Below are 19,715 nucleotides of genomic sequence, written 5' to 3'. Positions count from 1 at the left end.
CGCTTCGGATAACCGAAGCGCCCTCTTCCAAACGCGTGCGAGCCGCGTTTAGCGCTTCGAGAACTGGAAGCTACGACGGGCCTTGGCCTTGCCGTACTTCTTACGCTCGACCACGCGGCTGTCGCGGGTCAGGAAGCCGTGCGGCTTCAGGACCGGGCGCAGGCCGGGCTCGTAAAGGGTCAGGGCCTTGGACAGGCCGTGACGGATGGCGCCGGCTTGGCCCGAGAGGCCCGAGCCTTCCACGGTCACGACGACGTCGAACTGACCGAGGCGCTCGGTCACTTCCAGGGGCTGGGCGATCATCATGCGCAGCACCGGACGGGCGAAGTAAACTTCCTGGTCCCGGCCGTTGATGGTGATCGAACCCTTGCCCGGCTTGATCCAGACGCGAGCGATCGCGTTCTTACGCTTGCCGGTCGCGTAGGCGCGGCCTTGGGCGTCGATCTGGGGTTCCACCGAAGCGGCCACCGGGTTGCTGGACAGGCTGGCCAGCGCGTCAAAGCCTTGTGCGTCGGTCATGGCTTAGATGCTCCGGGTGTTCTTGGCGTTGCGCGCCGCGAAGTCGACGACTTCCGGGCTTTGCGCTTGGTGCGGGTGCTCGCCGTTGTTGTAGATGAGCAGGTGGGTCAGCTGCTTGCGAGCAAGCGGGCTTTCCTTCGGCAGCATGCGCTCGACGGCCTTTTCCAGGACGCGTTCCGGGAACTTGCCGCCCAGAACCTTGCGCGGAGTGGTCGACTTGACGCCGCCCGGGTGACCGGTGTGGCGATAGTAGACCTTGTCGTCCAGCTTCTTGCCGGTGAACTTCACCTTGTCGGCGTTGATCACGACGACGAAGTCGCCGCAGTCGACGTGCGGGGTGTAGTCAGGACGGTGCTTGCCGCGAAGACGCATGGCGATGAACGTCGCCAGACGACCGACAACGGCGTCCTGGGCGTCGACCACGATCCACTTCTTCTCGACCTCGGCGGGCTTCAGGGAAGCCGTGGTCTTTTGCATGGGATTGATCCGTAATTTCTAGGCGTCCGAACCCGAGAAAGCCGGCTTCGTCCGTGTGAGGCGCGGCAGGTACAGGAGGGTTCGCGGACTGTCAACAACAGCGAGCCGAGAAACTTACAAAAGCTATATAATACAATGTGATATGGCATACGGTATTATAATACCGCAACACCTTGTTCGAACCGTCATCAATGGCGGGCATAGCCCGAGCAGTCACCTCATGCACGGGCGCGATCCATGTCCTTTTCCCGCAGAAGCTTCCTTGGCGCCGCCGCCACCAGCCTGGCCTTCAACGCCTTCTCGGCTCGCGCCCAGGACGAGGTGGTCGAGGCCGAGACCTATCTGAACGAGGTCGAGGGCTATGGCCCGCTGGTCGAAGACCCCAAGGGCATGCTCGATCTGCCGGCCGGCTTTCGCTACCAGGTCATCGCCCAGGCTGGCGAGACGATGAGCGACGGCTTCCTGGTGCCTGGCAAGGCCGACGGCATGGGCTGCTTTCCTGTCGACGCCGACCGCGTGCTGCTGGTGCGCAACCACGAACTGTCGGTCAGCGATCTGCACAACGGCGCCTTCGGTCTCTCTGGCCACCTGGTCGATCGCATCGATCGCGCCAAGGTCTGGGACTTCCACAACGGCGAGCGGCCCCTGCCCGGTGGCACGACGACCCAGCTCTTCAACCTGAAGACCCGTCAGACCGAGCGTCAGCACCTCAGCCTGGCCGGCACCATCGTCAACTGCGCCGGCGGCGTCACGCCCTGGGGATCCTGGCTGACCTGCGAGGAAACGACGCTGGAATCGGGGCTGGAGGTCGGTAAGAGCCACGGCTATGTCTTCGAGGTGCCCAGCGCCCATGTCGGCCTGGTCCAGCCGATCGCCTTGACGGCGCTGGGCCGCTTCAAGCACGAGGCCGCCTGCATCGATCCGCGTACGGGCGTGGTCTATATGACCGAGGACGTGGCCGACGGCCTCTTCTACCGGTTCCTGCCCAACGACCGTCGCAACCTGACCGCTGGCGGTCGCCTGCAAGCCTTGGGCCTGGTCGATGCGCCCGAAGGTGGCGACACCCGCAACCAGGAGGAAAAGACCTTCCCGCGTGGCGCCTGGAAGACCGTGCGCTGGATCGATCTGGATGGCGTCGACAATCCTTACGACGATCTGCGTCGGCGCGGCTTCGCCAAGGGCGCGGCGGTCTTCTGCCGGGGCGAAGGCGTGTTCTTCGGCCAGGGCGAGCTCTACTTCGCCTGCACGGCCGGCGGCGCGGCCGGCTCGGGACAGATCTTCCGCTACGTTCCTTCGGACGCCGAGGGTCAGGCCGGCGAGAAGGACCTGCCGGGCAAGCTGCAGCTGTTCGTGGAAAGCCAGAACGATCGCGTGCTGGACTATGCCGACAACTTGGTGGTCGCCCCGTGGGGCCACGTGATCGTCTGCGAGGACCGCTATTCGGACACGCTGCGCAACCACCTGCGTGGCGTGACGCCCCAGGGCAAGGTCTATGCCCTGGGGCGCAACGTCTTCGCCGGCAATTCCGAGTTCGCCGGCGCCTGCTTCTCGCCCGACGGCGGCACGATGTTCGTCAATATCCAGAACCCCGGGATCACCCTGGCGATCACGGGGCCATGGTCTACCGTCAGGGCCTGACGGCAGATCTAAGCGATCACCAGAAGCGCTTCTTCTTGGCCTTGGGCGCTTCGGTCGGCGCGGCGGCGGCCGAAGCCGGCATCGAGCCATCGAAGCCGAAGGCGTGGCGCATGACCTGGAAGATGTAGCTCTCCTCGACCACGCCTCGCAGCAGATAGGCCTGGGGACCGTCGGCGAAGATGCCGACATCCTCGCCCGCGTGGGCGGCGCTGGGCAGGTTCACGGCCGCTTGCTGGTGGTAATCGATATCGTCCATATCCTCCTTGGCCGGATCCGCGCGGGTGTCGTTGCCCAGCGGGCCGCCGGGGCCAGTGGCGAACATCAGCGTCGTATAGGCCTTGCCGTCACCCGCGACGGCGGGCTCGCCCTCGTTGCCCGCCACGCCCAGGATCGGGGCGTTGCGCGGCGCGTAGCCCGAGATCACCAGGCCATGGCTGTGGTCGGCGGTGACGACGACGAGAGTACCCTTCAGATCGACCTTGGCCAGCACGGCGGCGATCGCCTTGGAGAACTCGACCGTCTCGCTCAGCGTGCGCTTGGCGTTACCCAGGTGGCTACCCATGTCGATCTTGCCGCCCTCGACCAGCAGGAAGTAGCCGTTCGGGTTCTTGGACAGCACGTCGACGGCGCTCGTCGCCATCTCGGCCAGGGTCGGCACGCCCTGCCCCAGCACCGCGCGCTCGACCTCGTATGGCAGGTGCTCGGGCGCGAACAGGCCCAGCAGGTGGCGCGTGTCGGGCGCCAGGGCCTTAAGTTGGTCGACCGTAGTCACGTAGGACGAGCCCGCGCCCTCGGCCTTCAGCCACTCGGCGGTCAGGTCGCGACCGTCGGCGCGCTTGCCGTCCTTGTCCTCGGGTAGGAAGCGCGAACGGCCGCCGCCCATGACGACGTCCAGGCGCAGGGCGTCCGGCGTCTCGACCAACTGGCGGGCGATGTCCTTGCAGCCGGCTTGCAGGGCCTCGACCGGCATGTCGCCGTCGCCTTCCCAGTCGCGATAGGCGGTGTGGGCATAGGCCCCGGCTGGCGTGGCGTGGGTGACGCGGGTGGTGGTGACGACCCCGGCCGCCAGCCCCTTGGCCTTGGCCAGTTCGGCCAGGGTCTCGACGCGATTACCGGTCTCGGTTTCGCACTTCTCGCCGATCGCCGCGCCGGTCAGGCCGATGATCTTGTTGCGCGTCTTCACGCCGGTCATGATCGCCGTGATGCCGGCGGCGCTGTCGGTGACCTGGGTGTCGTGGCTGTAGGTCTTGGAGAGCGCCGCGTAGGACAGCGTCTCGAAGGCCAGCGAATTCGACTCGCCATCGACGCCCTTCAGCTGGCCGTCATAGATGCGGCCGGCCGTGACCGTCGAAATGCCCATGCCGTCGCCCAGGAACAGGATGACGTTCTTGGCTTTGCCGGTATTGGGGACGACCGCCAGCTGCCGCGCCAGGGCCGCCTCGCCGGCTTTGTAGTAGGGATCGGCGGCGCTGACCGAGGGCGGGGTTTGGGCCAGGGCGAGCACGGGAACGGCGACGGACGCGACGAGGGCGAGAACGAGAGGGCGGATCAAGGCCAAGCTCCATGAGGAATCGGCTCGATTTGCGCCCGGCGTGTGACAGTTGTTCCGGCCTTGTGTTGCAGTCCTCGGAAAATCAGGGGCGGCGCACGCGCCAGGCGAAGACGGTGGCCGTGGCCAGCAGCACAGCTGCCCCCGCCTGGTGCAGCACCCCCAGGGCGATCGGTACGCTGGTCATCAGAGTCCAGATCCCGAGACCCGCCTGAAGGGCGACGACGACCGCCACCCCGAGCGCGACGGCCTTGCTGCCGGCGGCAAGCGGTCGGTCGCGCTGGGCGACGGCGCCGATGACGACCCCACCGACGAACAGGGCGTAGGCCATCAAGCGGTGATGCAGCTGGACCGCGCCCTGGCTGTGAGCCAGCGTGCCCCAGAAGCCGTGGCCGACATAGTCCGCCGGGAACAGATGGCCATTCATCAGCGGCCAATCGTTGTAGACGAGACCGGCGTCATTGCCGGCCACCAGCGCGCCCAGGAGGCTCTGGAAGAACACCGCGCCCAGGAACGCCAGCGCCCAGCCACGCCAGGCCGAGCGCTCCTCGACGCGGGGCGACCCGCTCCAGGCGTCCAGCGCCGTCCAGATCAGGACGACGAACAGGGCCAGGGCCAGGCCCAGATGCAACATCAGCCGCTCGGGCGCGACCGAGACCCGCTCGGACAGCCCGCTCGACACCATCCACCAGCCGACGAGACCTTGCAGGCCGCCCAGGCCCAACATCACCGCGCAGCGCCAGATCAGGCGGCGCGGGATGTCGCGGCGGATCAGGAAGACCACGAACGGAATGGCGAACACCACGCCCACCGTGCGCCCGAGCAGGCGATGGGCCCATTCCCACCAGAAGATGCCCTTGTACCCCTCCAGGGTCATGTCGGGGTTCACCAGCTGATACTGGGGGATCTTCTTGTAGAGCTCGAAACTCTCACGCCAGGCCTGTTCCGACATCGGCGGCAGCGCGCCCATGATCGGTTTCCACTGGGTGATCGAGAGACCCGAGTCCGTCAGACGGGTCGCCCCACCGACCACGACCATGGCGAACACCATGGCGGCGACGATGAAAAGCCAAATCGCGACGGCGCGCGAACGGTCGGAACGCAGGAAAGACGTCATAGGGTCGGAAAAGCGTCACTTCTGGGCCGAAATGCGGCGTGACTTCCCTACGCCCGACGCTTGCGCGCATCAATGTCTCTGTCGACCCGCATGACGGCGCCTCTGCTTCGTGCGAGAAACCAGGCTCTCGGGGCGGAGAAGGACAATGAGCGGCATGGGCGTTTTCGCGGCGGCGGTGATAGGCATCCTGGCCGGCTGGATCGCCGATCTGGTGCTGGGCCGCCGCCATTCGCTGTTCATCAAGCTCTTGATCGGCGTGATCGGCTCGTTCATCGGAGCGTTCATCGCCTCGCGCATCGACCTTCATCTGCCCGGCTTCGCCGGCGAACTGGTCGTCTCCAGTGTGGGCGCGATCCTGTTCCTGGCCGTGCTCGGCCTCTTTCGGAGAACCGCGTGAGCGCTCCTCTCATCCCGGCCCGCCTGCGTAAATTGATCGGCTCGATCGGGATCCTGGTGTTCCTGGCCGCCTACGTCTGGGCCTTCACCAGCCTCTACGACCGCCTGCCGCAAAACCGCTTCATCCATCTCGCCTATTTCGTGGTGTTCGGCCTGGGTTGGGGCCTGCCGTTGATTCCGCTGCTGTCGTGGATGGGCAAGGCCGACAAGCGGCTCTAGCGCCTCAATCGATGACCCCAGACTGGGCTTCCGGCCGAGCATAGGGATCGAACCGCACCGCCTGGCGCTGAACCGGTCGCGAGGTCTGGAGCGCTTGCTTCACGACCAGCGCTGGCTTCGCCGTCTGAGGCATATAAACCGTGGCGGTTCGCGCGGCGGGACGCGGCGACGCCTGCCGAAAGGCTTGAACGGGGGCTTGCCGGCGGGTCTGGGGTACGGAGGCGCTTAGCCGCGCCACCTGAACCGGCGCTTTTCGCGGCGCCGTAGTGAGCGGGTGGGAAGCCTGACGTGCCGGGAAGGGCGCGATCGAAGGCAACGTTTGAAGACCCTCGGCCGTGTCGAACCGGGCCGCGGCGGCCACGCCGCCCAGGGGCAGCAACACCCCGCGTCGCGCGATCGCCAGCCGAAAGGCATGCCCCGCCCCGCCGAACTCGACATTGATCGTCAAGGTGCGGATTCGATCATTCAGCCAGGGCTTTTCCAGCACGATCAAGCCGGTCGCCATGTGTCGGGGATCGATTGTCGTGGTCCGCAGGAGGCCCAAGGATTCGGGCGCGGCGGTGCGGCCATACGAATCGATGATCGCCTCCGCGTCGATCCCGTAGAAGGTCGCGGAAATCGCCCTGTTCGACGCCGCGGCTCCGATCCGGAAATGCTCCCTGGCCTCGCGCTGCAAGGCCGGAATCGGAACTAGGTTCGCGGCCCCGCCGTCCTCGTAGATCGCCCCGATATTCTCGTACCCGAAGTTGATGGGCGTAGCGCCCGTATTGATCGCCGTCACCGCCAGGACGATGCGATCCTGGAATTCCGAGGCCACGGGCGTGAGTTCGATCACCCCTGCTCCGGAGCGTGAAATCAGGGTTGGCCGGCCGCTCTGGTAGTGCGCCAGGCTCGCGCTGCTGGGAGCCGTGCCGATACTGTAAGGCGTCGTGCCGCAGCCGGCGATCAACAAGGTCGAAGCTAGAACGCCACTCAGGAACATCCTGCTCATGCCCGGTCTCCGCCGTAAGCTCGAGCTAACCCTCTGCCCTAATTGGTTAATTTTATTTTGACACGACAGTCAAATGTGAAATGGTCGTTTCTGCAAACGAAAAAGGGCCGCCTTTCGGCGACCCTTTCCAGCTTCCGCTATCTCCCGAAGGAAATGGTCGGAGCGACAGGATTCGAACCTGCGACCCCTTGACCCCCAGTCAAGTGCGCTACCAGGCTGCGCCACGCTCCGACGCGGAAGGAGCGCCCTTATAGGGGCCGCCCCGGCCTTGGGCAACACCGATTTCAGACCAAATCAACCGCGGGTCAGAAGACCGTCCAAACGCGATTTGATGGCGGTCAGATCATCCAGCGCGAAGGCCAAACGATCGCGCGCTTCGCCGGCCAAGCGCCGGCTCCGCGCCTCGGACGCGTCGTAGTCGATGTCGGGATCCAGACGAGCCGAACCGTTCGAGCCGATGCCCGCGGCGATCACCTGGGCCAGGCCATGGTCGCGGTGCAGTTTCTGCACGCCCTTGATGGTCAGGCCCTCGCTGTGCAGCAGGGTGCGGACGCCGTTCAGCACGGCCACGTCTTGCGGGCGATAGAACCGCCGCCCGCCGGCCCGCTTCATCGGGCGAATGAAAGAGAACTTGGTTTCCCAGAAGCGCAGGACGTGCTGAGGCACGCCAAGCTCCTCCGCGGCCTCTGAGATCGTGCGGAAGGCGTTCGGCCCCTTCGCCACCGCATGAATCCCTAGTCGCCCAAGGCGCGGTCGATTCGCGCCTTCATGACCTGCGAGGCGCGGAAGCCGATCACCCGACGGGGCTCGATTTCCGCCGGCTCGCCGGTCTTGGGATTGCGGCCCATGCGGGCCCGTTTTGAACGGACTTGGAAAACCCCGAAGCCCGAAAGCTTGACCGTCTCGCCCTCTTCGAGCGCCTCGGCCACGAGATCCAGGGTGCGCTCGACAAGGCCGGCGCAGTCCTGACGGGTCAATCCAACTTCTTCATGAACCGCCTCGCACAGGTCGGCTCGGGTCAAAGTAGCGCCCTTCATGCAACCCCCTTCACGCGTATCTTGGCGGCCCGACAGGCAGCCTCTGATGGAGCACTCGCGGCGAACTCGGGCTTTTCGCGGCCGCCCTCGACCGGCCGCACCCAGATTCACCGACGACCTCATGCCGTGATTATCACATGAAGTCAAAGGCTCAACGTCATGAGTTCATGCCCGCCGACAAGGGCGCGCAAGCTGCACCCTAAAGGCGCAGGACGCAGGCCCCCCAGGTCAGGCCGCCGCCCATGGCTTCCAGCAGCAGCAGATCGCCCGGCTTGATGCGCCCGTCCTTGACCCCATGGGCGAAAGCCAGCGGGATCGAGGCCGCCGAGGTGTTGGCGTGGATAGCGACCGTCGAGATCACCTTCTCCTCGTCGATGCCGCAGCGATGGGCCACGCCCGCCAGAATGCGCTGATTGGCCTGGTGCGGGATGAACCAGTCGACGTCCGCGACCTCGACGCCGGCATTGGCGGAGGCGGCGTGAATAGCCTCGGATATGTTGATCACGGCGTGCTTGAAGACCTGGTTTCCCAGCATCCGCAACTTGCCGACCGTGCCGGTGGTCGAGACGCCGCCGTCCACATAGAGCAGATCCTGCTTGGTCCCGTCAGCGCGCAGCGCGAAGCCCAACATGCCGCGATCGGCCGTGGTCCCCTCGCCTTCCTGGGGCTCCAGCACGATCGCGCCAGCGCCGTCGCCGAACAGCACACAGGTGCCGCGGTCGCTCCAGTCCATCAGGCGGGTCATGGTCTCGGCGCCGATGACCAGGGCGCACTTGGCATGACCACGCGCCACGAAGCCGTCGGCGACGCTCAGGGCGTAGACGAAGCCCGAGCAGACGGCCTGGACGTCGAAGGCGATGCCGACCGGCGCGCCCAGCTTGCGTTGGACGATGGTGGCGACAGCCGGGAAGGTCAGGTCGGCCGTGGTGGTGGCCACGATGATCAGGTCGACGTCGGCGGCCGTCTTGCCGGCGGCGGCGAGGGCTTCCTTGGCGGCCTCGGCGGCGAGGTCCGAGACCGGCTGGTCATCGGCGGCCTGATGACGCTGGCGGATCCCCGTGCGCTCGACGATCCATTCGTCGCTGGTGTCCACGAACTTGGCTAGGTCGTCATTGGTCACGACCTTGGGCGGCAGATACGCGCCGACGCCGGTCACTACGCTGCGGGTTACGCTCACTCGGCCGCTCCCTGGGCATCCACGCCAGGACCTTGCCCATCGACGGGCGCGTCCGTAGCCGCGACAGCGGTCAGGCGTTTCAGATTTCTGTCGATCTCGGCGCGGAAATCGCTGCGCGCCAGGTCTGTCGCGACCCGGATCGCCGAGGCGAAGCCGCCCGCGTCCGCGCCGCCATGGCTTTTCACCACAATACCATTCAGGCCCAACAGCGGGGCCCCGTTCACCCGGCTCGGGTCCAGGCGCTGGCGCATCTTTTTCAGCGCGCCCGAGGCGATCAAGGCGCCCAACATGGCCATCGGCCCCGAGGTCAGGGTGATCTTGATCTCATTCGAGAAAAACCGCGCCAGGCCCTCGGCGGTCTTCAACGCGACATTCCCGGTGAAGCCGTCGGTAACGACCACGTCGACCGTGCCGTACGCGATGTCGTTGCCCTCGACGAAGCCGTGGTAGTCGAAATCAAGCTTGGCCTCGCGCAGAATGGCGTGCGCCTCACGGACCTCCTCGTGGCCCTTCTGATCTTCGGAACCGACGTTCAACAGGCCCACGGTCGGACGCTTGGCGCCGTGCACGGCGTGGTGGAAGGCCGCGCCCATGATCGCGAACTCGACGAGTTGGGCCGCGTCGCTCTCGACATTGGCGCCGACGTCCAGAACCGTGGTCACGCCCTTCATGTTGGGCCAGTTGGCGACGATGGCCGGGCGCTCCAGGTCCGCGCCCATACGCAGGATCAGCTTGGAGATGGCCATCAGAGCGCCCGTGTTGCCGGCCGAGACGCAGGCCTGGGCCTGGCCGTCGCGGAGCGTCTCGATGGCGTTCCACATGCTGGAACCCTTGCCCCGGCGCATGGCCTGGGCGGGCTTCTCGTCCATCCCGATGGCCTTGTCGCTGTGGCGGACCTCGCTGACGGCCTTGGCGGCGGGATGCTTGGCCAGTTCAGCCAGGATCTTCTCGCCGTCCCCATGCAGCAAAAACCGCACTCCGGGCATGGCCTGGGCCACCTGGGCGACACCTGGCACGACGATGGAGGGGCCGTGGTCGCCGCCCATGGCGTCGACGGAGATGACTACGGATTGGGACACGTGGGGCAGTGAGCTCCGGCAGGCGGTCACGCCGCCCTCAAGGCGGCGGACGATACATCCGCGTGAATATCACGCAAGCGGTCGAGTCGGAGGCTCTAGCCCTCCTCGTCCTTCAATTTAAGGCTCTTCAGCGCCGAAAACGGGGAAAGCTCGACCGGCTCCGGCGGCTGGACGAACACCGCGCCCGGCTTGCGGGGGAACGGATCCAGTTCCAGCGCCAAGTGCTCGAGGACATAGCCAGAGACGTCGATCTTATCACCGTCCAGCACGTCCGGCGGATCGTCGGCGTCCGGATCCACGCCCAGGTCGCCGCTGTCCTCGTCCTGCGGCGCGTTCTTGCTATTAGCGGGAAGCACCCGCAGGTCGAAGCGAGCGTCGATCGGGGTTTCGAAGTCGTCGGCGGTAGCGCTGCAGGTCTGAACGATGCGCGCGCGCAGCAAGCCCGAGACCTCGGCCCCGTCCAGCCACGAGACCAGGAACACCTCGGCGCTGAACTCTTCCAGGCTGACGAGGTTCAGCTGCTTGGCGATAGCCTTGCGCTGCTCGGCTGTCGGCTCCAGGCGCAGCTTCACGGCGCCGCGGTCGACCTGGGCCAGCGGGATCTCGCAGGGCCAAGGGGCGGTCACGGGTTCGGCCAAGTCACGTCTCCTTGCAGCAGGGCCTCCAGCGGCTGTTCCGCCAGCGACGCGCGCGTCTTGATCAGATAGGCGCTCAAGGCCGTCACGTCGCCCTCCCCGCGCTCCTCGAACGCGGTGCGAGCCAGAAAATCGGTAACGGCCGCGGTGTCCGGCAGGGTCGCGAGCGCGTCATCATAGGTCTTCAGACGGCCATAGAAGGCGCCGGCCAGCTTCTTCATCTTCTTGCCGACTGCCGTGTCGGCCACGCCGATCTCGCGGAAGGCGTCGTCCAGTCCCTTCACATACGAGTCGAAAACCGTCTGCGAGGTCTCGGCCGCCGCGTCGCCCTCCCCCTTCAGCCGTTCGATCAGAAAGATCACGTGCAGGCTGAACAGCTCGAACCGGCCTTCCATCGAGTCGCGAACGCCGAAATCACGATAAAAGGCCGCGGACCGCGCCTGCCCGACCGCCGAAGCATACAGCTTGGCCCCCGCCGCCTTGGCGGGCCTGGGCTTGAGCAACCTGTCCAGAAACATGAAACGCCTCGATTTCGCCGCGACATCCCGCTATGCGCGGGGTCCGCCTTCACGCGGGCATTGAACTAAGCCCCCGCGGGCGATAGGTCAAAGTCTGCATTTTTCCGGTTCCGGAGCCTTGATGTCTCGCCCCGCCGTTTTCGCCGCCGCCGTCCTGGCCCTGGCGTTGTCTACTTCGGCCTGCACGCCGCTGACGAGCTATTCCGGCTTCCAGGCCATCGAGGCCAAGCCCGCCGACATGAAGGTCGGCCAGGACAGCAAGTCGACCCTGATGGAAAAGCTGGGTTCGCCGTCGGCGGTTTCGACCTTCGACCAGAACACCTGGTACTATATTTCCCAGACAACCGACCGCGTGGCTTTCTACATGCCGCGCGTGATCAAGCGCGACGTGGTGGCGATCAAGTTCAATCCGGCCGACGAAAAAGTCGCCTCGGTGAACACCTACACGCTGAAGGACGGCAAGGTGATCGCCTATAATGGTCGCGAGACGCCGACCCGCGGTCGCGAGATGACGATCCTGGAGCAGTTGCTAGGCAACGTCGGTCGCGGCGGGATGCTCCCGCAGGACGACGAGGCGCCGGGCCAGCGTCCGGGCGAACGCCGCTAAATCCAGCGCCGATGATCCGAAAGATTTGAAAGCCGTCCGCCGCAAGGCGGGCGGCTTTTTCGCGTGCTGGTTTTGTAGCGCGAGAGCCCTCCACCAGAGAGGGTGAGTAAATCCCGCGCATTTACTGTGAACTTGAGATTGACCTTCTTAAGTCTGACAGATTGCCGCACCCTAAACACTTCCTAAACCCAAGTTGAGTGAGTTTCAGACTCTGATCGCCTGAGATTTGGCGATGCGAATTCACGGCAGCTGTGGGAGGCGCACTGTGGAGAGCATGGATCTTCGCGATGTGTCGGTTCTGCTTGTCGATGACAATGCGAACATGCGGAAAGTCGTCAGTGAAATCCTGAAGGCGGCCGGCGTGCGCCGGGTTCGCGAAGCTGGCGACGGGCTGGACGCCCTCAAGATCTTCCAAAGCCAGGAGATCGACCTGATCTTCACCGACCTGATGATGCACCCGGTCGACGGCTTGGCCTTCATCCGCTGGGTTCGCACCTCGACGGCCAGCCCCAACCCCTACGTGCCGATCATCATGATGACGGGCCACGCCACCCAGCGGTCGCTGAACGATGCGCTCATGGCCGGGGTGACCGAGTTTCTGGCCAAACCGCTGACCGCGCGGGGGGTCATGCACCGCATCAACGAGGTCGTGAACAATCCCCGCTCCTTCGTCCGGACCGGCGAGTATTTCGGCCCCTGTCGTCGCCGAAAGATCGATCACGATTTCCAGGGCGCCGAACGTCGGGGCGCGCCGCAGGTCGAAATGCAGGACGCGCTGGCCGAGATGGACCACGAAGACGTCTATTGAGTCCGACGCCAAAGCTCGAAGCAAAACGCCCCGGAGTTTCCTCCGGGGCGTTTCAGTTTCAGCCTTGCTAAGGCGCTAGCCGCCGTGGGCCAGCACCGCCAGCAGCAGCAGGGCCACGATGTTGGTGATCTTGATCATCGGGTTCACGGCCGGACCCGAGGTGTCCTTGTAGGGATCGCCGACAGTGTCGCCGGTGACGGCGGCCTTGTGGGTTTCGCCGCCCTTGGTGTGCAGGACGCCGTTCTTGTCGGTGAAACCTTCCTCGATCACCTTCTTGGCGTTGTCCCAGGCGCCGCCGCCGCTGGTCATCGAGATCGCGACGAACAGGCCGGTGACGATCACCCCCATCAGCATGGCGCCGAGTGAAGCGAAGGCGTCGACCTTGCCGGCGATGGCCTTGATCACGAAGAACAGCACCACCGGCGAGACCACCGGCAGCAGGCTGGGCACGATCATCTCGCGGATCGCGGCCTTCGTCAGGATATCGACGGCCCTGCCGTACTCCGGCTTGACCTCGCCGGTCATGATGCCCGGGTTCTCACGGAACTGGCGACGCACCTCGGCCACGACCGACTCGGCCGCTCGGCCAACCGCGGTCATCGACATGCCGCCAAACAGGAACGGCAGCAGACCGCCGAACAGCAGGCCGACCACGACGTACGGATTGGACAGGTCGAAGGTCACCGGACCCATGCCGTCGAAGAAGCTGCCCGGCGCCGCATTGGCCGAGAAGAACTTCAGGTCCTCGGTATAGGCGGCGAACAGCACCAGCGCACCCAGGCCCGCCGAACCGATGGCGTAGCCCTTGGTGACGGCCTTGGTGGTGTTGCCCACGGCGTCCAGGGCGTCGGTGGTGACGCGGACTTCCGGCGGCAGGCCGGCCATCTCGGCGATGCCGCCGGCGTTGTCGGTGACCGGACCGAAGGCGTCGAGGGCGACGATGAAGCCGGCCAGCGACAGCATGGTCGTGGTGGCGATGGCGATGCCGAACAGGCCCGCCAGATTATAGGTGACCACGATGCCGACGATGATGGTCAGGGCCGGCAGGGCCGTCGATTCCAGCGACATGGCGAGGCCCTGGATCACGTTCGTGCCGTGACCCGAGACCGAGGCCTGGGCCACCGACTTCACCGGGCGGAAGTTGGTGCCGGTGTAGTACTCGGTGATCATCACGATGGCGGCGGTGACCGCCAAGCCGACCAGACCGCAATAGAACAGGCCGTCGGCGGTATAGGTGCGCGTGGCCGTTACGACCGGGGCCGGGATCAGGTCGTGCAGCACGTACCAGACGGCCGGGATCGACAGGACGCCCGTGACGATCAGGCCCTTGTACAGGGCGCCCATGATGTTCTGGCTCTTGCCCAGGCGGACGAAGAACGCGCCGATGATCGAGGTGACGATGCAGACCGCGCAAATAGCCAGCGGCAGCAGCATCATCGAAGAGACGATTTCAGCGCCGGCGCCGCGGAAGAAGATCGCCGCCAGCACCATGGTCGCGACCGTGGTCACCGCATAGGTCTCGAACAGGTCGGCGGCCATGCCCGCGCAGTCGCCGACGTTGTCGCCGACATTGTCGGCGATCGTGGCGGCGTTGCGGGGGTCATCCTCGGGGATGCCCGCTTCCACCTTGCCCACCAGGTCGCCGCCCACGTCGGCGCCCTTGGTGAAGATGCCGCCGCCCAGACGGGCGAAGATCGAGATCAGCGAAGCGCCGAAGCCCAGGGCCACCAGGGCGTCGACGACGCCACGGCTGGTTGGTTCCAGGCCCAGCACGCCCGTCAGCACCCAATAGTAGCCCGCCACGCCCAGCAGGGCGAAGCCGGCGACCAGCATGCCCGTAATGGCGCCGGACGTGAAGGCCAGCGACAGGCCCTTGGCCAGGCTTTCGGACGCGGCCTGGGCGGTGCGGACATTGGCGCGGACCGAGATCAGCATGCCCGCGAAGCCGGCCGCACCCGAAAGCACCGCGCCCACCAGGAAGCCCAGAGCAGCCCACTGTCCGATCAGCAGATAGACGATGACGAGGATGACCACGCCGACGACAGCGATGGTGAGATATTGCCGACGCAGATAGGCCTGGGCCCCTTCCTGGATCGCCGCGGCGATCTCCTGCATCCTTGCATTGCCGGCCGAGGCCCGCATCAGACTGGCCGCCTGCACGGCGCCGTACAGCACCGCCAGCAGCCCGGCCCCGATGGCCAGATAAAGCCAAAGACTCATTAGTTCATCGCCCCTTCGCGCTTCCAAATCAAAAGGGGGGACGCCGGTCCGGCGACTGGAGGAATGACCAACGCCACACCGCCGCCTGGATCGACGGGTGGGCCTTTGGCCTCGTACCCCCTCGATGCTCCCTTGCATGACGCTCGAACGGCGTCATGCGAATGAGACTGTCAGATGGCCGGGAGGCGCGCAACCCGTGTCGGCGCAAGCCTTTTCAGGGGTAAAGCTTGGCCGCGAAGGCGGAATCAGGGGTTCAGACTGGAGCTCGCGCCCGCTTTCACGGTGTTTGACCTGGGCGGCATCAACTGCTGGCGAGGGATCTGCTTGACGATCTCGACCGAGGCGACCTTGCCCTTGCCGAACAGACTGGCGCACTGGCCCATGACGAAGCCGGTCAAGCGAGGACCGTCCACCTCTTTCCACGTATCGCCGCGTGTGAACGGGGTCCTGTAGGCCGCCCGTATGATCGCGTCACGCAGGGCCGGTTCCTTGTCCTTGAACGCCTGAACCTCCGTGCCGGAGGTCAATGTCAGGGTCATGGCGACGAAGACGTAGTTCACGATCCGACCGTTGTAGATGATCGGAATGGTCATCGAGCCCAGCTTGTAAGACGGATCGAGCGCCTGTTCGCCGCCCTCCTTCTTTTCTTTCTTGGCGTTGGCCAGGGCCGGACTGGCCGCCCATGCGCCATAGACGGCGCAGGCCGCGGCGAGGAAAAGACGACGAGAAGGAGCGGGACGACCGGTCATGGGAATCTCCCATAGCCCGACAGGCCTTGAGATTGGCCTAATCGTCGAAAGATCAGCGGCTCAGCCGTGCAGCCAGCCCAAACGCGAGGGCGTCACGTCTCGCCCCTTGTAGTAGGCCGAGACCCCCTCGCCTTCGACGAACTCGCCGATTTCGCTGACCTTCACGCCCGCGGCGGCGGCGGCCACGCGGAAGGCCCAGGCCTCGTTGGGATCGACGGCGCAGACGATCTCATAGTCGTCGCCGCCGGAGGCTAGGGAGATGCGCCCCTCAACCTGCTCGGGCTGGTGATCCAGCCAGGCTTGGCCGCCGGGCGATAGCGGCAGGCGCTCGAGATCGACGCGTACGCGGCAGCCACTGGCCTTGGCCAAGTGGGCGCTGTCGGCCAACAGACCATCGGAGACATCGGCGGCCGCCTTGGCGTGGACGCGCATCGCCTCGCGCAGCTGCACGCGCGGTTCGGGCTGGCGGTAGTGGCGCAGCAGGGCGCCGTCGGCGTCCATCACCTCGCCCCATTGAGCCAGAAGGCCCAACCAGCCGTCGCCGATCGTGCCGGTGACCATCAGACGGTCGCCAGGCTTCGCCCCGCGCCGCAGGATCGCTCCGCCGGCCGGAACCCAGCCCAGCAGGGTCGCCGAGACGACCAACGGACCCGAGGTGGTGACGGTGTCGCCGCCAAGCAGCGAAATGTCGAACAGCGCGCCGTCCTCGGCCAAGCCGCGAGCGAAGGTCTCGCGCGCGGCCACGTCGGAACCGGATGGCCAGCCCACGGCCAGGAAATAGCCGTACGGCTCCGCGGCCTTGGCGGCCAGGTCGGAGAGGTTGGTGCGCAGCAGCTTGCGGGCGACGACGTCCAACGCCTCGTCGGCCAGGAAGTGCACGCCGGCGACCATGGCGTCCTTGGTGACCACCAGGTCATAGCCCGGACGCGACGGCAGCACGGCCGCGTCGTCCAGCAGGTCCAGCGCGACCGGATCGCCTCGCGTCAGCGGGCGCAGCAGGCGCGCGATATGGTCGAATTCCGTCGGTTGCGCGACCGCCGCGGCGGGCGCGGCGTCGTCTTCGGCGAACCAGTCGTCTTCGTCAGTCTCGTGCATCACGGGCGATCGCGTCGAGGGCGCCATTGATGAAGCCTGACTCGGGTCCTTCGAAAAAGGATTTCGCGATCTCGACATACTCATTGATGACGACTTCGGTCGGAACGTCCGGCCTGTACATCAGTTCGAAAGCCCCGGCGCGCAGCACGGCGCGGGCCGTGGCGTCCAGACGCTCGAGACGCCAGCCCGAGGCCAGGCGCTTGACGATGCCCTGGTCGATCTTGGCCTGGTTGGTCACCACGCCCTTGGCCAGTTCGGCGAAGAAGGTCTCGTCGGCGGCCGCTAGTTGCTCGCCCTCGACGTCGCGGTCGAAGCGGTGCTCGGAGAATTCGCGGATTACCGAGTCGACCCCCGCGCCCGAGACTTCCATCTGGTACAGCGCCTGGACGGCGGCGAGGCGCGCGACCGAGCGCGGTTGGATGCGGTTGCCGCTCATCGGGCCTGTCCCAGCAGTTGGCGCTTCAGGGCGATGGTCTCGAGGCAGGCCTTGGCGGCCGCGCCGCCGCGGTCGCCTTCGCTGACCCTGGCCCGGGCCCAGGCCTGGGCCTCGTCATCGACGGCCAGCACGCCAAAGCCGATCGGCAGCCGCTTGCCAATGCCCAGATCCTGAAGGCCCCGAGCCGTCTCGTTGGCGACCAGTTCGAAATGGTAGGTCTCACCGCGGATGATGCAGCCCAAGGCCACGAAGCCGTCGTAGCGCGCGCCAACCGGCCGGTGGCCGGCTTCCTCGGCCAGGGCCACGGCGGTCGGAATCTGCAAGGCGCTGGAGACCGTGATCACGTCGTATTCCGCGCCATAGGCCTCGATGGCCTGGGCGGCTCCGCGCAGCAGCTCGTCGGAGATCCCCGAATGGCTTCGGCCCTCCACGATCAGCAGGCGGATGTTGTCTTCAACCATCTAACTCGAATCTCCACGGCCACGCTCGCGGCGCGACCAGAAACACACATCAAGGATTAACGGACTATAGCTCGTCCTCGGCGCCGTCGCTCAGACCTTCTTCACCCAGGAACTTCGCGAAGTCGCTCGTCTCCTTGAAGTCCCGGTAGACCGAGGCGTAGCGGACATAGGCCACGTCATCGAGCGATTTCAACGCCTTCATGACCATTTCGCCCACGGTCGACGATGGCAGCTCGGTTTCGCCCATGCTTTCCAGTTGTCGGACGATGCCGTTGATCATCCGCTCGACGCGCTCAGCCTCGACCGGGCGCTTCTGGGTGGCCAGGGCGATCGAGCGGACCAGCTTGTCGCGATCGAACGGCGAACGCCGGCCCGACCGCTTCAGGATGATCAACTCGCGCAGCTGAACGCGTTCGAACGTGGTGAAGCGGCCGCCGCACTCCGGGCACATCCGGCGACGCCGGATGGCCGCGCCGTCTTCCGACGGGCGGCTATCCTTCACCTGGCTTTCGGCATGGCCGCAGAATGGGCATCGCATGATCTAGCCCCTCCCCGGCGCCATCAGGTCTATTAGTTGTAGATCGGGAAGCGAGCCGTCAAGGCCAGCACTTCCTCGCGGACCTGGGCCTCGACTGCCGCATTGCCCTCGGGGCCGTTGGCGGCCAAGCCGTTGACGACCTCGCCGATCAGCTGGCCGACGCGGGTGAACTCGGCTTCCTTGAAGCCGCGCGTCGTGCCGGCCGGCGTGCCCAGACGAACGCCCGAGGTGATCGTGAACGGCGCGGTGTCGAACGGCACGCCATTCTTGTTGCAGGTCATGTGAGCGCGCTCGAGGCTGTGCTCGGTGTCACGGCCGGTCACGCCCTTGGGACGCAGGTCGACCAGCATCAGGTGGCTGTCGGTGCCGCCCGAGACGATATTGACGCCCGAAGTCAGCAGAGCCTCGGACAGCGCCTTGGCGTTGGCGATGATCTGGCGGGCGTAGTCCTTGAATGCTGGCTGCAGCGCCTCGCCGAACGCCACGGCCTTGGCGGCGATGACGTGCTCCAGCGGACCGCCCTGCAGGCCCGGGAAGACGGCCGAATTGACCTTCTTGATGATCGCCTCGTCGTTGGTCAGCACCATGCCGCCACGGGGACCGCGCAGGGTCTTGTGGGTGGTGGTGGTGACGACGTGGGCGTGCGGGATCGGGCTCGGGAACACGCCGCCAGCGACCAGACCCGCGAAGTGGGCCATGTCGACCATCAGATAGGCGCCGATGCTGTCGGCGATCTCACGGAACCTGGCGAAGTCGATCTCGCGGCTGTAGGCGCTGCCGCCGGCGATGATCAGCTTGGGCTTCTCGCGCTGGGCGATCTCGGCCACGCCATCATAGTCGATCAGCTGGTCCTGCTGGCGCACGGTGTACGAGATCGGCTTGAACCACTTGCCCGACTGGTTGGCGGGCGAGCCGTGGGTCAGGTGGCCGCCGGCGGCCAGGTCCATGCCCAGGAAGCTGTCGCCCGGCTGCAGCAGCGCCATGAACACCGACTGGTTGGCTTGCGAGCCCGAGTGCGGCTGGACGTTGGCGAAGCCGGCGCCGAACAGCTGCTTGGCGCGCTCGATCGCGATCGTCTCGATCTCGTCGACATATTCGCAGCCGCCGTAATAGCGCTTGCCCGGATAACCCTCGGCGTACTTGTTGGTCAGGATCGAGCCTTGAGCTTGCAAGACGGCCTTCGAGACGATGTTCTCCGAGGCGATCAACTCGATCTGGTTCTGCTGCCGGTCCAGCTCGCGACCGATACGGTCGAAGATGTCACGGTCCGCGGTGGCGAGGTCCGCGCCGAAAAAGGCGCTGGTATTGGCTTGGGTCATGACGCTCTCCAGGCGTTACGGGGAGTCAGCAGAGGCGCCCTCTTTAACGGGATAGGCGCGGCGATCAATCTCGGAACCACATGCTCAGCTGTGCGTTGCAGTCGCGCAGGGCGGCTCTCAACCCCCGCGG

23 protein-coding genes and 1 tRNA gene are annotated in these 19,715 nt (G+C 65.9%); 5 read left to right on the top strand and 19 right to left on the bottom strand.

What is annotated here, in order from left to right:
* Nucleotides 1-48: 48 nt before the first annotated feature.
* A complete protein-coding gene (rpsI, locus tag ASC70_RS13055) occupies nucleotides 49-519 on the bottom strand; it encodes a 30S ribosomal protein S9 (protein ID WP_052196706.1) in 471 nt (156 codons plus the stop codon).
* 3 nt (nucleotides 520-522) lie between these two features.
* A complete protein-coding gene (rplM, locus tag ASC70_RS13050) occupies nucleotides 523-996 on the bottom strand; it encodes a 50S ribosomal protein L13 (protein WP_047406152.1) in 474 nt (157 codons plus the stop codon).
* Between the two features lie 237 nt (nucleotides 997-1,233).
* Here rplM and ASC70_RS13045 point away from each other — a divergent pair, with 237 nt between their 5' ends.
* A complete protein-coding gene (locus ASC70_RS13045; RefSeq protein ID WP_056050735.1) occupies nucleotides 1,234-2,634 on the top strand; it encodes an alkaline phosphatase PhoX in 1,401 nt (466 codons plus the stop codon).
* 16 nt (nucleotides 2,635-2,650) lie between these two features.
* Here the strand turns inward: ASC70_RS13045 and ASC70_RS13040 are convergent, their stop codons facing one another.
* Both ASC70_RS13040 and ASC70_RS13035 read right to left on the bottom strand, forming a co-directional pair.
* On the bottom strand, nucleotides 2,651-4,186 hold the full coding sequence (locus ASC70_RS13040; RefSeq protein WP_056050733.1) for an alkaline phosphatase: 1,536 nt from the start codon (nucleotides 4,184-4,186) through the stop codon (nucleotides 2,651-2,653).
* Nucleotides 4,187-4,268: 82 nt separating this feature from the next.
* Nucleotides 4,269-5,300 (bottom strand): COX15/CtaA family protein, encoded by a 1,032-nt coding sequence (locus tag ASC70_RS13035; protein WP_056050732.1) that lies wholly within the window; start codon nucleotides 5,298-5,300, stop codon nucleotides 4,269-4,271.
* 145 nt (nucleotides 5,301-5,445) lie between these two features.
* Here ASC70_RS13035 and ASC70_RS13030 point away from each other — a divergent pair, with 145 nt between their 5' ends.
* Together ASC70_RS13030 and ASC70_RS13025 are read left to right on the top strand one after the other, a co-directional pair.
* Nucleotides 5,446-5,697, top strand: a complete 252-nt coding sequence (locus tag ASC70_RS13030) for a GlsB/YeaQ/YmgE family stress response membrane protein (protein ID WP_047406156.1) — start codon at nucleotides 5,446-5,448, stop codon at nucleotides 5,695-5,697.
* The gene (locus ASC70_RS13025) at nucleotides 5,694-5,915 is read left to right on the top strand and encodes a DUF2842 domain-containing protein (protein ID WP_056050730.1); all 222 of its coding nucleotides are present in this window, start codon (nucleotides 5,694-5,696) and stop codon (nucleotides 5,913-5,915) included. Before ASC70_RS13030 ends, ASC70_RS13025 begins: the two co-directional genes overlap by 4 nt.
* A gap of 4 nt (nucleotides 5,916-5,919) precedes the next feature.
* On the opposite strand, the gene ASC70_RS13020 is transcribed toward ASC70_RS13025, so the two are convergent.
* From ASC70_RS13020 to ASC70_RS12985, 8 genes are all read right to left on the bottom strand, one after another.
* Nucleotides 5,920-6,906: a hypothetical protein gene (locus ASC70_RS13020; protein WP_056050728.1), complete on the bottom strand. Its 987-nt coding sequence runs from the start codon at nucleotides 6,904-6,906 to the stop codon at nucleotides 5,920-5,922.
* Between the two features lie 154 nt (nucleotides 6,907-7,060).
* Nucleotides 7,061-7,137 (bottom strand) — tRNA-Pro (locus ASC70_RS13015).
* Nucleotides 7,138-7,200: 63 nt separating this feature from the next.
* Nucleotides 7,201-7,629: a MerR family transcriptional regulator gene (locus ASC70_RS13010; protein WP_056050726.1), complete on the bottom strand. Its 429-nt coding sequence runs from the start codon at nucleotides 7,627-7,629 to the stop codon at nucleotides 7,201-7,203.
* 11 nt (nucleotides 7,630-7,640) lie between these two features.
* On the bottom strand, nucleotides 7,641-7,943 hold the full coding sequence (locus ASC70_RS13005; RefSeq protein WP_004623639.1) for an integration host factor subunit alpha: 303 nt from the start codon (nucleotides 7,941-7,943) through the stop codon (nucleotides 7,641-7,643).
* Between the two features lie 199 nt (nucleotides 7,944-8,142).
* Nucleotides 8,143-9,120 (bottom strand): beta-ketoacyl-ACP synthase III, encoded by a 978-nt coding sequence (locus tag ASC70_RS13000; protein ID WP_056050723.1) that lies wholly within the window; start codon nucleotides 9,118-9,120, stop codon nucleotides 8,143-8,145.
* Nucleotides 9,117-10,199, bottom strand: coding sequence for a phosphate acyltransferase PlsX (gene plsX / locus ASC70_RS12995; RefSeq protein ID WP_082539705.1), 1,083 nt, complete (start codon nucleotides 10,197-10,199; stop codon nucleotides 9,117-9,119). The genes ASC70_RS13000 and plsX overlap by 4 nt, the downstream gene beginning before the upstream one ends.
* Nucleotides 10,200-10,294: 95 nt before the next feature.
* Nucleotides 10,295-10,837 (bottom strand): DUF177 domain-containing protein, encoded by a 543-nt coding sequence (locus ASC70_RS12990; protein ID WP_056050720.1) that lies wholly within the window; start codon nucleotides 10,835-10,837, stop codon nucleotides 10,295-10,297.
* Nucleotides 10,822-11,352, bottom strand: coding sequence for a ubiquinol-cytochrome C chaperone family protein (locus ASC70_RS12985; protein ID WP_056050718.1), 531 nt, complete (start codon nucleotides 11,350-11,352; stop codon nucleotides 10,822-10,824). The genes ASC70_RS12990 and ASC70_RS12985 overlap by 16 nt, the downstream gene beginning before the upstream one ends.
* Before the next feature lie 121 nt (nucleotides 11,353-11,473).
* Here ASC70_RS12985 and ASC70_RS12980 point away from each other — a divergent pair, with 121 nt between their 5' ends.
* Nucleotides 11,474-11,959: an outer membrane protein assembly factor BamE gene (locus tag ASC70_RS12980; RefSeq protein ID WP_047406184.1), complete on the top strand. Its 486-nt coding sequence runs from the start codon at nucleotides 11,474-11,476 to the stop codon at nucleotides 11,957-11,959.
* A gap of 265 nt (nucleotides 11,960-12,224) precedes the next feature.
* Nucleotides 12,225-12,767: a response regulator gene (locus ASC70_RS12975; protein ID WP_162247215.1), complete on the top strand. Its 543-nt coding sequence runs from the start codon at nucleotides 12,225-12,227 to the stop codon at nucleotides 12,765-12,767.
* A 75-nt stretch (nucleotides 12,768-12,842) separates the two neighbouring features.
* Here the strand turns inward: ASC70_RS12975 and ASC70_RS12970 are convergent, their stop codons facing one another.
* From ASC70_RS12970 to glyA, 7 genes are all read right to left on the bottom strand, one after another.
* A complete protein-coding gene (locus tag ASC70_RS12970) occupies nucleotides 12,843-14,987 on the bottom strand; it encodes a sodium-translocating pyrophosphatase (protein WP_056050713.1) in 2,145 nt (714 codons plus the stop codon).
* A 245-nt stretch (nucleotides 14,988-15,232) separates the two neighbouring features.
* A complete protein-coding gene (locus ASC70_RS12965) occupies nucleotides 15,233-15,736 on the bottom strand; it encodes a hypothetical protein (protein WP_056050711.1) in 504 nt (167 codons plus the stop codon).
* A 60-nt stretch (nucleotides 15,737-15,796) separates the two neighbouring features.
* Nucleotides 15,797-16,858 (bottom strand): thiamine-phosphate kinase, encoded by a 1,062-nt coding sequence (gene thiL, locus ASC70_RS12960; protein WP_047406197.1) that lies wholly within the window; start codon nucleotides 16,856-16,858, stop codon nucleotides 15,797-15,799.
* Nucleotides 16,818-17,267: a transcription antitermination factor NusB gene (gene nusB / locus ASC70_RS12955; protein ID WP_047406200.1), complete on the bottom strand. Its 450-nt coding sequence runs from the start codon at nucleotides 17,265-17,267 to the stop codon at nucleotides 16,818-16,820. The genes thiL and nusB overlap by 41 nt, the downstream gene beginning before the upstream one ends.
* Nucleotides 17,264-17,728, bottom strand: coding sequence for a 6,7-dimethyl-8-ribityllumazine synthase (gene ribH, locus ASC70_RS12950; RefSeq protein WP_047406202.1), 465 nt, complete (start codon nucleotides 17,726-17,728; stop codon nucleotides 17,264-17,266). Before ribH ends, nusB begins: the two co-directional genes overlap by 4 nt.
* A gap of 64 nt (nucleotides 17,729-17,792) precedes the next feature.
* Nucleotides 17,793-18,266 carry a transcriptional regulator NrdR gene (gene nrdR, locus ASC70_RS12945; protein ID WP_056050709.1) on the bottom strand — a complete coding sequence of 158 codons (474 nt, stop codon included), beginning with the start codon at nucleotides 18,264-18,266 and terminating at the stop codon, nucleotides 17,793-17,795.
* A gap of 32 nt (nucleotides 18,267-18,298) precedes the next feature.
* Nucleotides 18,299-19,585 (bottom strand): serine hydroxymethyltransferase, encoded by a 1,287-nt coding sequence (glyA, locus tag ASC70_RS12940; protein WP_056050707.1) that lies wholly within the window; start codon nucleotides 19,583-19,585, stop codon nucleotides 18,299-18,301.
* Nucleotides 19,586-19,715 lie beyond the last annotated feature (130 nt).

Source organism: Caulobacter sp. Root343, from assembly GCF_001425745.1.
GTDB lineage: Bacteria > Pseudomonadota > Alphaproteobacteria > Caulobacterales > Caulobacteraceae > Caulobacter.
The sequence above is the reverse complement of the archived record's forward strand: the minus strand, read 5'-3'. Positions and strand labels throughout refer to the sequence as shown.